This window comes from Burkholderia sp. Ac-20344 (assembly GCF_017104975.1).
Lineage (GTDB): Bacteria > Pseudomonadota > Gammaproteobacteria > Burkholderiales > Burkholderiaceae > Burkholderia.
Map to the genome: position 1 here is coordinate 1 of NZ_JAAGPP010000197.1, position 13,280 is coordinate 13,280.

At 66.5% G+C, this 13,280-nt stretch carries 14 protein-coding genes; 5 read left to right on the top strand and 9 right to left on the bottom strand.

Annotated elements, in window-relative coordinates; translation table 11 throughout:
- The 3 genes from G3N64_RS35240 to G3N64_RS35250 all read left to right on the top strand — a co-directional run.
- A partial coding sequence (locus G3N64_RS35240; protein WP_205788270.1) for an iron ABC transporter permease occupies positions 1–844 on the top strand: 844 nt, incomplete at its 5' end.
- A gap of 19 nt (positions 845–863) precedes the next feature.
- Positions 864–1,694 carry a heme ABC transporter ATP-binding protein gene (locus G3N64_RS35245; RefSeq protein ID WP_205788271.1) on the top strand — a complete coding sequence of 277 codons (831 nt, stop codon included), beginning with the start codon at positions 864–866 and terminating at the stop codon, positions 1,692–1,694.
- Between the two features lie 112 nt (positions 1,695–1,806).
- A complete protein-coding gene (locus G3N64_RS35250) occupies positions 1,807–2,193 on the top strand; it encodes a VOC family protein (RefSeq protein ID WP_205788272.1) in 387 nt (128 codons plus the stop codon).
- Positions 2,194–2,290: 97 nt separating this feature from the next.
- Here G3N64_RS35250 and G3N64_RS35255 read toward each other — a convergent pair whose 3' ends face one another.
- Together G3N64_RS35255 and G3N64_RS35260 are read right to left on the bottom strand one after the other, a co-directional pair.
- Positions 2,291–2,902, bottom strand: a complete 612-nt coding sequence (locus G3N64_RS35255) for a trimeric intracellular cation channel family protein (protein ID WP_205788273.1) — start codon at positions 2,900–2,902, stop codon at positions 2,291–2,293.
- Positions 2,903–2,910: 8 nt separating this feature from the next.
- Entirely contained in the window at positions 2,911–5,031 is a 2,121-nt protein-coding gene (locus G3N64_RS35260) for a PBP1A family penicillin-binding protein (protein WP_205788274.1), read from the bottom strand.
- Positions 5,032–5,268: 237 nt separating this feature from the next.
- Between G3N64_RS35260 and G3N64_RS35265 the strand changes: the two genes are divergently transcribed.
- Positions 5,269–6,063: an aminoglycoside phosphotransferase family protein gene (locus G3N64_RS35265; protein WP_205788275.1), complete on the top strand. Its 795-nt coding sequence runs from the start codon at positions 5,269–5,271 to the stop codon at positions 6,061–6,063.
- A gap of 131 nt (positions 6,064–6,194) precedes the next feature.
- Here G3N64_RS35265 and G3N64_RS35270 read toward each other — a convergent pair whose 3' ends face one another.
- From G3N64_RS35270 to G3N64_RS35295, 6 genes are read right to left on the bottom strand one after another with little or no spacing between them, the layout of a single operon-like run.
- Entirely contained in the window at positions 6,195–6,383 is a 189-nt protein-coding gene (locus G3N64_RS35270) for a hypothetical protein (RefSeq protein ID WP_205788276.1), read from the bottom strand.
- Between the two features lie 12 nt (positions 6,384–6,395).
- Entirely contained in the window at positions 6,396–7,235 is an 840-nt protein-coding gene (aroE, locus tag G3N64_RS35275) for a shikimate dehydrogenase (protein ID WP_205788277.1), read from the bottom strand.
- A 7-nt stretch (positions 7,236–7,242) separates the two neighbouring features.
- Positions 7,243–8,457 (bottom strand): CoA transferase, encoded by a 1,215-nt coding sequence (locus tag G3N64_RS35280; protein WP_205788278.1) that lies wholly within the window; start codon positions 8,455–8,457, stop codon positions 7,243–7,245.
- Positions 8,454–8,915 carry a MaoC family dehydratase gene (locus tag G3N64_RS35285; protein ID WP_205788279.1) on the bottom strand — a complete coding sequence of 154 codons (462 nt, stop codon included), beginning with the start codon at positions 8,913–8,915 and terminating at the stop codon, positions 8,454–8,456. The genes G3N64_RS35280 and G3N64_RS35285 overlap by 4 nt, the downstream gene beginning before the upstream one ends.
- A 1-nt stretch (position 8,916) precedes the next feature.
- Positions 8,917–9,309: a VOC family protein gene (locus tag G3N64_RS35290; RefSeq protein ID WP_205788280.1), complete on the bottom strand. Its 393-nt coding sequence runs from the start codon at positions 9,307–9,309 to the stop codon at positions 8,917–8,919.
- Positions 9,306–10,256 carry a 2-dehydropantoate 2-reductase gene (locus tag G3N64_RS35295; RefSeq protein ID WP_205788281.1) on the bottom strand — a complete coding sequence of 317 codons (951 nt, stop codon included), beginning with the start codon at positions 10,254–10,256 and terminating at the stop codon, positions 9,306–9,308. The genes G3N64_RS35290 and G3N64_RS35295 overlap by 4 nt, the downstream gene beginning before the upstream one ends.
- 104 nt (positions 10,257–10,360) lie before the next feature.
- Between G3N64_RS35295 and G3N64_RS35300 the strand changes: the two genes are divergently transcribed.
- A complete protein-coding gene (locus G3N64_RS35300; protein WP_205788282.1) occupies positions 10,361–11,281 on the top strand; it encodes a LysR family transcriptional regulator in 921 nt (306 codons plus the stop codon).
- Positions 11,282–11,459: 178 nt separating this feature from the next.
- Here G3N64_RS35300 and G3N64_RS35305 read toward each other — a convergent pair whose 3' ends face one another.
- Positions 11,460–12,296, bottom strand: coding sequence for a bifunctional allantoicase/(S)-ureidoglycine aminohydrolase (locus tag G3N64_RS35305; RefSeq protein WP_205788283.1), 837 nt, complete (start codon positions 12,294–12,296; stop codon positions 11,460–11,462).
- Positions 12,297–13,280 lie beyond the last annotated feature (984 nt).

Here is a 13,280-nt window from a genome sequence, read left to right on the forward strand (position 1 = left end):
CCCGCGCGTCGCGCTCGCGTTGCTGGTCGACGGCGGCTTCGGCGCGACCGGCGCCGCGATGCAGGCGCTGTTCCGCAATCCGCTCGCCGATCCGGGGCTCGTCGGCGTGTCGAGCGGCGCCGCGCTCGGCGCAACGACGACGATCGTGCTCGGCCCTGCGCTCTTTGCCGCGCACGTGAGCGCGGCCGCGTTGCCCATTGCCGCGTTCGCTGGCGCGCTTGCGGTCGCGGCGCTCGTCTACCGGCTCGCCGCGTCGCGCGGCCGGCTCGCGCTGCCGCTGCTGCTGCTCGCCGGCATCGCGATCAACGCGCTGGTCGGTGCGGCGATCGGTCTTCTCACGTTCGTCGCCGACGACGCGCAACTGCGCTCGCTCACCTTCTGGAGCCTCGGCAGTCTCGGCGGCGCGCAATGGTCCGCGCTGGCGGCCGTCGCGCCGTGCGTCGCGATCGGCTGCGCGTTGCTCGCGCGCGAACGCGACGCACTGAATGCACTGCAACTCGGCGAAACCGAGGCGCTGCACCTCGGCGTGCCCGTGCAGCGGCTGAAGCGGCGCGTGCTCGTCGCGGTCGCGCTCGCGGTTGGCGCGCTGGTGTCGTGTGCGGGCATCATCGGCTTCATCGGGCTCGTTGCGCCGCATTGCGTGCGACTCGCATGCGGCCCCGACCAGCGGATCGTGCTGCCCGGCGCCGCGCTGCTCGGCGCGCTGCTGACGCTCGCCGCCGATCTCGCCGCGCGCACGGTTGCCGCGCCCGCCGAAATCCCGCTCGGCGTGCTGACTGCGCTGCTCGGCGCACCGTTCTTTCTCGCGCTGCTGTGGAAGAGCCGCGGCGCGCTCGGCGCCTAACCCCTCTGTCACGACGATCATGCTGACCGCCCATCACCTCGACGTCGCCCGTCGACACAACGCGATCCTGCGCGACCTGTCGCTGTCGATCGAACCCGGCTGCGTGACCGCGCTGCTCGGCCGCAACGGCGCGGGCAAGAGCACGCTGCTGAAGACCTTCGCCGGCGAACTCACCGGCAGCGTCGCGCCGAACGGCGTGCGCGTGACCGGCGACATCACGCTGAACGGCGAACCGCTTGCGCGCATCGACGCGCCGCGGCTCGCGTGCCTGCGCGCGGTGCTGCCGCAGGCCGCACAGCCGGCCTTCCCGTTCAGCGTCGACGAAATCGTGCTGCTCGGCCGCTATCCGCATGCGCGGCGCAACGGTGCGCGGCACGTGATCGCGCGCCGCGATCGCGACATCGCGTGGCACGCGCTCGAACGCGCGGGCGCCGATGCGCTCGTCGGCCGCGATGTGACGACGCTGTCGGGCGGCGAACTCGCGCGCGTGCAGTTCGCCCGCGTGCTCGCGCAGCTGTGGCCGGACGACGATGCAGCGGAAAGCGGCCCGCGCTACCTGCTGCTCGACGAGCCGACCGCCGCGCTCGATCTCGCGCACCAGCACCGCCTGCTCGACACCGTGCGCGCCGTTGCGCGCGAATGGCAGCTCGGCGTGCTCGCGATCGTGCACGATCCGAATCTCGCCGCGCGGCACGCGGATACGATCGCGATGCTCGCCGACGGCACGATCGTCGCACACGGCACGCCGCGCGACGTGATGACGCCGCCCCATATCGCGCAGTGCTACGGGTTCGCGGTGAAGATGGTGGACACCGGCGACGGTGCGCCGCCGGTGATGGTGCCCGCGTAGTGCAGGCGCCTGCCGCATGATCATTGCCGTGCTCGATGCCGTGTCTTAGCGATGGCAACGAGTTTCACAACGCATCATTCGCGCGTCGCGCATCCCGCTCAAGGAGACTCATGTGCCGCTTCCGATGACCCGCATCATCCTGTATGTCCAGGACGTCGCGTTGCTGAAGGCGTTCTACCAACAGTATTTCGATCTGCCCGTCATCGAGGACATCGAAAACGAGTGGGTCGTGCTCGGCGCAGGCGCCATTGCGCTTGCGCTGCATCTCGCCGGGCCGGCCTTCCGCCACGCGGTGCCGGCTCACTCGGAAGCGCGCGCGGATGCAAGCCACGTGAAGTTCGTATTCTCGATCGGCCAGGGCATCGGCGCGCATCGCGACCGGCTGGCCGGCGACGGCGTGACGGTGCGCAATCTCAAGCGCTATGACGGGTTCGCGTGCACGATGTACGACGGCATCGATCCGGAAGGCAACGTCTTCCAGGTGATGCAAGCCGACTGACGTCGAGTTCGGCCAAGGCATTCACCCGAACGCCCTGGCCGGCATCGCCCGCCCCCCGTCCGCCGCCCAGCGCCGCGCGGGGGGCGAACATCCCTGCTCAATGCTCGACGTCCGCCGCGCCGAACGTCCGCATCTTCCATCCGAGCCGCACGGCGAGCATCCGCATCGAGAATCCGGCCGCCAGCGCGACGACCGTCGCGAAGTCCTCATCGATCCCAAGATGCTGCATCCCGACATAGAGTGCGCCCGTGACGAACGCGACGCTCGCATACAGTTCCTCGCGCAGGATCAGCGGCATCTCGTTGCACAGCAGGTCGCGCAGCATCCCGCCGCAGACACCCGTGATCGCACCGGCCAGCACGACGATGATCGGCGCGGTGCCCGTCGACGCACCGATATCGCAGCCGATGATCGTAAAGGCCGCGAGGCCGATCGCGTCGACGGTAACGAACAGCGTCTTCATCCGCGCGACATGCCGTGCGGCCCACGACGCGACCGTCGCCGCGACGAGCGTGATCACCAGATACTCGGGATGCGCGATCCAGCCGAGCGGATAGTGGCCAAGCAGCACGTCGCGCACGGTGCCGCCGCCGAGCGCCGTCACCGCGCCGACGAGCGCGAGCCCGAAGCGGTCCATCCCGCGACGCATGCCCATCAGTGCCCCCGACATCGCTTCCGCGACGATGGCAATCAAGTAGAGCGTATGCATGGTGCGCGTCAGTCACCCGTCCGAAACAGGTCGAGCACGCGTTCGCGCTCGGCCGCATCGACCGCGGCAGGCATCGGCTCGGCGGGCTTGCCGTTGTCGCCCGGGGTGTCCGACACATCGGTCACCGTCGCCGCCCCGCCGCACGCGAAGCGGCTGCGGATATACGACGGCACGTCGGCCGTGCACGTGCCGCGCGTGTATTCGGCGTACACGAAGTCGCCGTCGACGAGCGCGACGTCCTGCGGCGGCGTTGCCTCGACCGGCGTACGCCCGTCGACGGCCGTCTTCATGTAGTCGAGCCACACCGGCAGTGCGAGCGTCGCGCCAGTCGCGCGCCCCATCGGGCGGGGCGTGTCGTAGCCGAGCCACGCGACCGCGACGATGCCCGACGAGTAGCCGGCGAACCACACATCCTTCGATCCGTTCGACGTGCCCGTCTTGCCGGCCGCGTCGTCGCGGCGCAGCGCGAGCACACCGCGCGCGGTGCCGGCCTTCACGACGTCGCGCAGCATGCTGTCCATCAAAAATGCATTGCGTGCCGATACGACACGCTCGCCGGCGGGTGCGGTGGCCTCGTACATCGCGCCGCCGTGACGCTGCTTCACCGACAGGATCAGACGCGGTTCCATCCGCGTCCCGCCGTTCGCGAACACGCTATACGCGCTCGCCAGTTCGAGCGGCGTCACGGCGCCCGCGCCGAGCGCGAGCGGCAGCGACGCCGGATTGCGCTGCGCGTCGAAGCCGAAGTGCACCGCGTGCTGCTGCACGTAGCGTGCGTCGGTGGCCTGCATCAGGCTGACCGCGACCAGGTTCTTCGAGCGCATGAGCCCGCGCCGCACCGGGATGAAGCCCTCGTAGTTGTTGGCGAAATTGCGCGGGCGCCACGGCCGCGCGCCGGTTTCCGCACGGGTGAGCGTGCGCTGCGTATCGTCGACGAGCACGCCCGGGAAGTAGCCCTTTTCCAGCGCCGCCGAATAGACGAACGGCTTGAAGCTCGAGCCCGGCTGGCGATACGCCTGCAGCGCATGGTCGAACACGTTGCGGTTGAAATCCGCGCCGCCGACGAGCGCGAGCATGTCGCCCGTTGCCGCGTCGAGCGATACCAGTGCGCCTTCGAGCCCGTTACGTGCATCGCGCTTCGTGCGCTGCTGGCGGCTCAGCGTACGTTCGAGCGACGCTTCGGCCGCGCGCTGGTCGCGCATCGAGATCGTCGTCGTCACGTCGAGGCCGAGCGTATAGGCATCGTCGTGAAAACGCTCGACCATCATCCGGCGCGCACGCTCGGCGACGTACGGCGCCGCGATGATCCCGGGCGGCGGCGTGGTCGCCAGCGCGATCGGCGCGTCGACGGCCGCGCGGTACGTCGCGTCGTCGAGCTGGCCGAGCGCATGCATGCGGCCGAGCACGTAGTTGCGCCGCGCGGTCGCGCGCGCCGGATTGACGACCGGGTTGAACGCGGACGGCGCCTTCGGCAGCCCCGCGAGCACGGCCGCCTCGCCCGCGCTCAGCGCGTCGAGCGGCTTGCCGAAATACACGTTCGCGGCCGCCGCGAAACCGTACGCGCGCTCGCCCAGATAGATCTCGTTCATGTACAGCTCGAGCAGCTTGTCCTTGCTGTATTCGCGTTCGAGCCTGGCCGCCATCAGGATCTCGGCGAGCTTGCGGCTCAGCACCTTGTCGCGCGTCAGGTAGAAGTTGCGCGCGACCTGCATCGTGATCGTGCTGCCGCCCTGCCCCGGCTGCCCCGTCACGACGTTCGCGAACGTCGCGCGCGCGAGGCCGCCGAAATCGACCGCGCCGTGCTGGTAAAACTTCGCGTCCTCGGCCGCGAGCAGCGCCTGCCGCATCAGCGGCGGGATGCGTTCGAGCGGCACGAACTCGCGCCGCTCGACGCCGTATTCGGCCAGCAGGTCGCCGTCGCGCGAGAAGATCCGCAGCGGCAGCGCGGGACGATAGACGGCGAGGTGCTCGACCGACGGCAACTGCGTCCAGATGCGCTGGATCGTCCATGCGCCAATGCCCGCGCAGGCGACCGTCAGGCCGAGCAGCGCGCCCGCGAGCGTGCGCCACACGCGGCGGCACGGCGGTGGTGCAGGTGGCGGCGGAGGGGATACGGTGTGGTCGGTCATGTCGGGCTCCTTCTTCGATGCTGCGACGGCCGGCGTGCAACAGACGCCGACAGTCACGAAAGGCGCGCATTGTCGAAGGGATGGCGCGAAACCGGAACATTCTTTAGCCAAAGTTTGGCTGGCTAAATTTTATTTAGGAAAGTGCGTCGGAGCGGTTCATGTCGCACCGGCGACCGTGTGACGCATCGTCGGGCAAACCGCGCTGCACGCGATCCGGTTCGGCTGTAGCATCGTGTGATGTTCGATCGATACCTCGGCCTGTGGGGCCTCGTTCCCGACGGCGGCCCGATCCTGACCGCGAGCGGCGGCCTGCTGCCCGTCGTCTGGCATGCGCGCCCCGCGATGCTGAAGGTTGCGACCTGCGACGAAGAGCGGCGCGGCAATGCGTTGATGACCTGGTGGAACGGGCATGGCACCGCGCAGGTGTGGCAGCACGACGGCGATGCGGTTCTGCTCGAACGCGCGCAGCCGGCACCGACGCTGGCCGGCTTTTCGGCATCGGGCCACGACGACGACGCGATGCGCATCGCGTGTGATGTCGTCGCGCGGCTGCACGCGCATCGTGCGTCGGAGCCGCCTTCGCTCGTGCCGCTGCACGACTGGTTCCATGCACTGCTGTCGGATGCTTCCGGCAGCGATGTGCTGCACCGCTCGGCCACGGTCGCGCGCCAGTTGCTGGCCAGGCCGCCCGTCGACGAAGTCGTCCTGCACGGCGACATCCATCACGGCAACATCCTCCATTTCGGCGAACGCGGCTGGCGTGCGATCGATCCGAAAGGGCTGCGCGGCGATCGCGCGTTCGACTACGCGAACCTGTTCTGCAATCCCTCGCACGATATTGCAGTCGATCCCATGCGCTTCGCGCAGCGCATCACCGTCGTGGCCGACGCCGCGCAACTCGACCGGCGACGGCTGCTGCAGTGGGTTCTCGCGTGGTCGGGTTTGTCGGCGGTGTGGCTGATCGAGGACGGCATGTCACCCGATACGCGGCTGCAGGTCGCGACACTTGCTGCGGCTGCACTCGGCCTGTAGCAAGACGCATCGCCCATGAAAACATGGTGCACCGCGAATTTCCGGGGAACGCGGGGAAGACCGGCGCCGCTCGGCGATGAGCGGCCATGAGCGGCCTTGTGCCGCCCACAAGGCAACCGGTATATTTTGATTCACTTCCGGCCACTCGATTGCCGGAGTCGATCGAGAACAGGGGGAGCGAGGCTATCGACTTCCCATTGGCTGTGCTCCCGAAGCGGGGCGGCTCGCTTGTTCGAAGACGCTGGATGAATGGCCGCATTGGGATCGCGCTTGCCTAACATGTTGCGATCGATGCCGGACAACATCAGGATGTTCTTCATACCCGCTCCAGCTCACACCCGATCCAGCGGCACGGTAAGCCGGTCGATCACCGCTTGCGTCTCGGGACGCACGCCGCGCCACCACGCAAAGGCTTCCGCGGCCTGCTCCACCAGCATGCCAACGCCATCGGCCACACCCGCGACACCCGCATTGCGCGCCAGCCGCAAGAATGGTGTGAGATGCTTGCCATAGGCCAGTTCATAGGCCGTGCCATGCGGGCTGAAAACACCGGGCGGCACAGGTGGCAGATCGCCTGTGAGGCTCGCGGACGTCGCGTTGACCACCAGATCGAAGCGCCCCATCCGGTCGAGTTCACCGTAAGCGCACGCAGCGATCGGCCCATGCGGCGCCAATTGCCATGCCAGCGCGCGCGCTTTCTCGACGTCGCGATTCGCAATCACCAGTTCTGCGGGGCGTGCGCCCAGGAACGGAAGCAATGCGCCGCGGGCTGCGCCGCCCGCACCGAGCAGCAACACACGCTTGCCAGCGAACGGTGCGTGAAGATTCACCTCGATATCCCGCACCAGACCGATGCCGTCGAAGTTCTCTGCAAGAATCCGGCCGCCCTCGAACTTGAACGCGTTCGCCGCGCCTGCGAGCGTCGCACGGTCGCTGCGCTCATCGGCCATGTCGAATGCTGCAAGCTTGAACGGTGCCGTGATGTTCATGCCCTTCCCGCCCGCCGCGATGAATTCCCGCACCGTCGCCGCGAATGCGTCGTCGGGCTCGCGCGGCCCCTCGATGGCTGTGTAGTGCATCGCCTGCTGCGTCGCTTCGGCGAAAAGCCCATGAATCAGCGGGGATTTCGTATGGCCAATCGGATTGCCAATCACCGCATAGGTATCGCTCATCGTCGCCTCACTTGTCGAACAGCACGCCATCGGTTTTCATCGCATCGATCTCGGCGGGCGTGAAGCCCAGCGATTGCGCGACTTCGGTATTGTGCTGCCCCAGATCGGGGGCAACCTCGCGGATCGTGGTATCGCACCCGGAGAACCGGAACGGAAGATTCGGCAAGCGCAGCGTGCCGTAACGCGGATGCTCCTGTTCGACGATCATGCCGCGCGCCTGAATCTGCGGATCGGCGATCACCTCGTCGATACGTTGCACCTTCGCGCAAGGCACATCGACGCCATCGAGCCGTTCCAGAATCTGCGTCACCGTACGCGCTGCGACCCACGGCTCGACCACGGCGAGAATCTCCAGCCGATGCGTGTTGCGTCCCACGCTGTTGTGAAACCGCTCATCGGTGCCAAAGCCACGCGGCCCACCGCTCGCTTCGATCAGCGCCGCGAAGCGCTTCCAGGCATCGTCCACCTGCGCGGCGATCACCAGATCGCCATCGGTCGCGCGAAACACACCATAAAGCGTCGAACCGGGCATGTCATGCCCAGTCTGTTCGGGAAGCACATCTGCAAGCGTGTAGCACTGGACGGCATACTCGTGCATCGACACGAGCGTGTCGTAAAGCGCCATGTCGATGTGCTGCCCGCGCCCGCTTTTCACACGGCCGAGCAGCGCCGCGTTAATGGCCGCGACCGCGTGAATGCCCGTGTACATATCCCCGAGCGAAATGCGCAGCAGCGGGGGACGTTCGCCAGGTGCGCCAACCATCTGCATGATGCCGCTCTTGGCTTCGGCGATCAGGCCGAAACCTGCTCGATGGGCGTCCGGCCCCGTGTGGCCATACGCAGAGATCGAGCAGTAAACCAACCCTGGATTGCGCGCGGAAAGCGCCTCGTAGCCCAGCCCGAGTTTGTCGAGCGCGCCGGGGCGATAGTTCTCGACGAATACGTCCGCCGAATGGCAGAGCCGCTCCATGAAGGCCCTGCCGCGCGGGTCTTTCATGTTCACGCTGACGCCGCGCTTGCCCATATTCAGCTGCAGAAAATAGCCGCTCGAGCGATCGTCAAGCACGGTCGCGTGCTGGCGTCCCGCATCGCCGCTGCCGGGTCGCTCGACCTTGATCACCTCCGCACCAAGCGCCGCGAGGCAACGCCCCACATACGGGCCCGCGAGAAAGTGGCTGTAATCGACGACACGAATCCCTTCGAGTGGACGCGCCTGTTTCATCGTTCGGCTCCCGGTCGGCGCGGCACCATCAGGCGATGCTCACCTCGCTGCACGACTTCGCCATGCTGATTGATGAGTTCCGAAGGAAGCGTCACGATGCCCCAGTCGGGGCGGCTCTTGCTCGGGCGCATCGCTCCTACGCGAAACTTCACGTGCAGCACGTCGTCGACCCTGATCGGCAGCGCGAAGTCCCAGCTCCAGCCCAGCGACATGCCCGGCAGAAAGCGATAATCGCTGCGGGTTTTCAAACCATCGGCTATGGAAAGACCAAACAGGCCATGCGCGACGAGGCAGCCGAAGTGGCTCGCGTTCGCATACGCTTCATCGACGTGTACGGGCGTGTGATCGCCCGTGAGATCGGCATACGCGAGAATGCGTTCCTTCGTGACGACGTAGTGCGGGCTCACGCATTCGTCGCCTTCGCGCGCGTCGTCCCAGTATTTTTCGACGATGGTCATGTCATGCCTCCGCGCGCGGATCGATGGCGAGCGCCTGCGCCACGCATCGCGCGGGTCTCGCCTGAATGAATTCGATGGCAAGACCATCGGGTAAGCGCAGCCAGTTCGCCCCTTGCGGCATGGGCTGCACGTCGAAGCCGCGGGCGGCGGCGAGCGAGGCTTCGACGTCCTCGCACATGATGCCGAGGTGGCCAAGCCGCCCTTCGGGGCCCGAGAAATCCGGCATGTGGATGAACTGCATGCCGCCGAGCGTCCAGTACTGGCGCGGCACTTCAGTCGTGCCGTCGACTTCGCGCATCGTCATGCCGAACACCTCCTCGAAAAAGCGGATGTGCCAGTGGATGTCGCGCACGAAGACGGCGACGTGTTCGAGATAGGCTTTCGGTCCGCTCATGCTTGCGCCTCCGCTTGCTGGCGGTCGGCCATCGCACGCTCGATGCCCTTGATGCACGCCACCAGCGTGGCGTTGACAGGTGTCGGCACACCGTGGCGCGCGCCCCAACGCACGACCGAGCCGTTGATGAAGTCGATTTCGGTCATCGAACCTTTTTCGAGGCTTTGTAGCATCGAAGTTTTGAACGCAGCGGGCAAACCCTCGGCGGCAAGCGTCCACGCCTGCTCCGGATCGGTCATCGACAGTGTTACGCCTGCCGCCTTTGCAGCCGCGATCGCTTCAGCGACGGCCGCCAGTGAAGTGGCCTTGAGCAGCGGTTCGTCATAAAGCTGGCCGTAGGTCAGCGACGTGATACCGGTCAGCGCGCCCGTCGCGACATTCACGAGCAGCTTGTCCCACATGGTGCCGACGATGTTGCCGCTTACCTGCGTTTCGAGACCCGCGTTGCCGAATGCCTCGGCAATGCGTCGAACGCGATCCGTCATGCGTCCGTCCAGTTCCCCGATGATGGTTTGCTTGCCCACGACGCCCGACTCGATATGCCCCGCGCCGCGCAGTACGCCGCCCACATAGGTCTTGCCCGCGAGCACGCGTTCGCGGCCTACGGCGTCGGCAAGAATGTCTTCGTGGCCGAGGCCGTTCTGCAGCGACAGCACCGTTGTTTCAGGTCCCACCAGCGCTTGCGCGCTGCGAATCGCCGCGTCGGTATGGAACGATTTGACGAGTACGACGACGACCTCGGCCGCCCCCGCTTCGTCCGGCCGGGTAGTCGCGCGGACTTGCACCTTGCGAGAGCCGCTTGCGTCGTCGACGCGCAGGCCGTGGGCTCGCATCGCATCGACATGCGCGGGCGAGCGATCGATCAGCCAGGTCTCGTGACCGCCTTCAGTGAGCGTCGCGCCGATCGCGCAGCCCAGCGCGCCGGCACCCAGAATGGCAATTTTCAAGAGCGTCTCCTTAACGTGTGACGTCACGATAGGAGGCGCCGGATCATGTCGCAATACAATGGATACAATGTCACCATTGCGTCACACAATAATGATGACCTGCGATGATCCAGACCGATCTGCCCGACCTCAAGCTGCTGCAATTGTTCGACCTGCTCTACGACACGCGCAGCGTCACGCGCGTGGCCGAGCAACTCGGCCAGAGCCAGCCGACCATCAGCATCTGGCTCGCGCGGTTGCGCGAGCATTTGCACGATCCGCTCTTTATCCGGACGCCCGGCGGCATGGCGCCCACACCGCAAGCGGATGCGCTGATCGGCCCATGTCGCGAGATTCTCGAATCTCTGCGACGCTTCTCGGCCTGGGAAATCGCCTTCGATCCGGCGACTGCGCAGAGACGTTTTCGCATCTGCATGACCGATGCGAGTCACGTAACGCTGCTGCCGCGCCTGCTCGCACATGTGCGCACGCAAGCGCCTGGCGTACGCCTGGAAGCTGCGCGGATCGACGGCAATACGGAACGGGCGCTCGAATCGGGCGAGGCCGATCTCGCGATCGGATACGTGCCGTGGCTGAGCGGCGGCATCTATCAGCAACAGCTATACGCGCAGGATTGGGTGTGCCTTGCAAATCGGCATCATCCGCGTATTCACAAGCGGCTCAGCGTCAAGGCGTACCGCACCGAAGGCCATGTGGCGATCACGGCGGGAACGGGCACGGCGCTGCTCGAGCAGGCGCTCATGCGCGAGCGTATCGAACGGCAGGTGGCGCTTGAATTGCCCGGTTTTCTGGGACTTGGAGCGATTGTGCAGACCACCGATCTGATCACGACTTTGCCGCGCCATATTGGCGAGACGCTGGCCCAGGCCAGCGATCTTTCGGTACATCCGTGCCCCATTCCCGTCGAGGGGTTCGCCGTCCGGCAACACTGGCACGCGCGCTACCATCAGGAGGCAGGCAATCGCTGGCTGCGTTCGGTCGTCGTCCGGCTGTTTGGTACGCCGGGAGCCAACGCTACAGGCTGACGATTGGCCGAATCGGCGTCAATGTCTCCTGATCCGTCGTGAGCGGACGCTTGTACGGGGACGCCCGTCGTCCGCTCAGGGTCGTCAATCGACATCCACTGAAATCCACGAAGAACCTAAAAAAAAACCCGCCGGCAATTCCCCGGCGGGCTTTCACGTCCAACTGTTTCCTCGACGCTTAACGCGCCGGGTTCAGCAACAGGTTCATGTGACGGTTCACATCCTTGTACAGCAGATAACGGAAGCGGCCAGGGCCACCCGAATAGCATGCCTGCGGGCAGAACGCGCGCAGCCACATGAAGTCGCCCGCTTCGACCTCGACCCAGTCCTGATTCAGGCGATAGACGGCCTTGCCTTCCAGCACATACAACCCGTGCTCCATCACGTGCGTTTCAGCAAACGGAATCACGCCGCCCGGTTCGAACGTCACGATGTTCACGTGCATGTCGTGGCGCATGTCGCTCATGTCGACGAAGCGCGTCGTCACCCAAGCACCGTTGGTGCCCGGCATCGGGATCGGCTCGACGTCCTGCTCGTTGGTCACGAAAGCGTCCGGCAGCGGAATGCCATCGACGGCCTGGTAGTGCTTGCGCACCCAGTGGAAACGCACCGCGGCATCGCTGACGTTGTGCAGCGTCCAGTCCGCGCCCGGCGGAATGAACGCGTAGCCGCCCGGCTTCAGCACGTGCTTCGTGCCTTGCAGCGTCAGCTCGGCTTCGCCTTCGACGACGAACAGCACGGCTTCGGCGTGCTTGTCCTGCTCGGGCTTGTCGCTGCCGCCGCCCGGGTTCACTTCGACGATGTACTGCGAGAAGGTTTCGGCGAAACCCGACAGCGGGCGGGCGATCACCCACAGGCGCGTGTTCGTCCAGAACGGCAGCCAGCTCGTGACGATGTCGCGCATCACACCCTTCGGGATCACCGCGTACGCCTCGGTGAACATCGCGCGATCGGTCAGCAGATCGGTCTGCGGCGGGTGGCCGCCGTGCGGCGCGTAATACGTTGTCTTAGACATGGGCATCCAGGCAATGGGTTGGTCCGGCCCCGGGCTCAAACGGCATCGGGCAGCACACACGTGCGTGGGGCGCATGCGGCGGCGGGACGTCGTTGCCGGGGTGGCTTGAAGGCGCACGCGCCTTCGTTCGGTCGGCCAGGCTTCGCGACGGGTTCGTCCGGTTCATCGGACGCGGCGGCCCATGCTTGTGGGGCCGGCGACCGGGCCGTGGCGCTCGCGATCATGCGGCGAGGCGCGGCCGGCTGCACGGTGCGATGCCGTACGCGAGCATCGCCGACGATAGCGAAGCCGCTCGCAATCGACCAATTAAATGTTGCGATGGATTCCATTCGATTTTCCACTACCGGCCGGCACCCGCGATACGCGGTGAGGAAGCGTGGCACGACGGTCTGGCTATCAGGGAAATCCTGACGGGCGGGGCGACACGCACGTTCGCCGGGACGCTGGAGGCGCAGGTGAGTAACCGCAGCCATCCCGGTCGCACACGCGGGTTGCGATACATCTGGTTACGGAGATCTGCGAGGGACGACGTGCGCACGACAGCAAGCCGCACCGCGCCGATCATGAGCCGTCTTCAGGCCAGAGAACGCGCCAACGGGAATCGAACGGAACGCGAATGGTGCCGACGCTGCCCGGACGTATTCAGTCGCGAGAGGCGGTGTAATCGGGAAACGGGGACATGCAGCGAGGAGGGAAACTTGCCTGCCTGTCGATCAGGCATCCGGCCACGGCAGATGAAGCCGGAAAGTGTTCGCCGGTCTGGCCGGCGATGACGGCCCGGCAGGCCGCCGGGCCGAATCTCGCGTCGGGTGCCGACGCCGTCGGCGCGCCGGTGCGCCGTTCGCGCACCGTGCCGCCAGCAGCGATCAGTCCCAGTCGCGGTGGTGACGATGCTTGCGGTGGCGATAGCCACGATCGCCGCGACCGCCGTAATCGCGCTCGTACGAATTGCGCGACATATTGCCGCCGAGCGCCGCGCCGGCG